Below are 551 nucleotides of genomic sequence, written 5' to 3' on the forward strand. Positions count from 1 at the left end.
TATGTTATGTATACATCGGGAACAACAGGTAATCCTAAAGGGGTAACCATTACACACGGTAACATTATTAATTTATGCAAAAACTGTGATTACATAGTTTTAAATTCAGATACAGTTTGGCTTCCAACGGGATCTATTTCTTTTGATGCCACTACCATTGAATTTTTTGGTACATTATTAAATGGAGGCCAATTAGTACTAGTTGATACAGATACTTTATTAAGTACGGATAAATTAAAACAACTCATCGCAGATAATGGAGTGAACACATTATGGATGACAGCTTCGTGGTTTCATCAGATAACAGAAAATGATATATCAGTATTTGAATGCCTGAGATATTTATTAGTAGGTGGGGATATAGTCATGTTTAATTATACAAATAAGTTAATAGAGATTTACCCTGACCTTCATATTATCAATGGTTATGGCCCTACGGAGAATACTACATTTTCAGCTGTATACAATATTGATAAAATAACACATAGTAGTATCCCAATTGGTAAGCCTATTGCCAACACGCAGATCTACATTTTAGATTCGGCATTAGA

Annotated in this window: 1 protein-coding gene; it reads left to right on the forward strand. The window is 32.8% G+C overall.

Annotated features, from left to right (window positions below):
* Positions 1-551 (forward strand): AMP-binding protein (locus B0A80_RS01645; protein ID WP_133063717.1); only part of this gene is annotated, 551 nt, incomplete at both ends.

Source organism: Flavobacterium tructae (assembly GCF_002217475.1).
Classification (GTDB): domain Bacteria; phylum Bacteroidota; class Bacteroidia; order Flavobacteriales; family Flavobacteriaceae; genus Flavobacterium; species Flavobacterium tructae.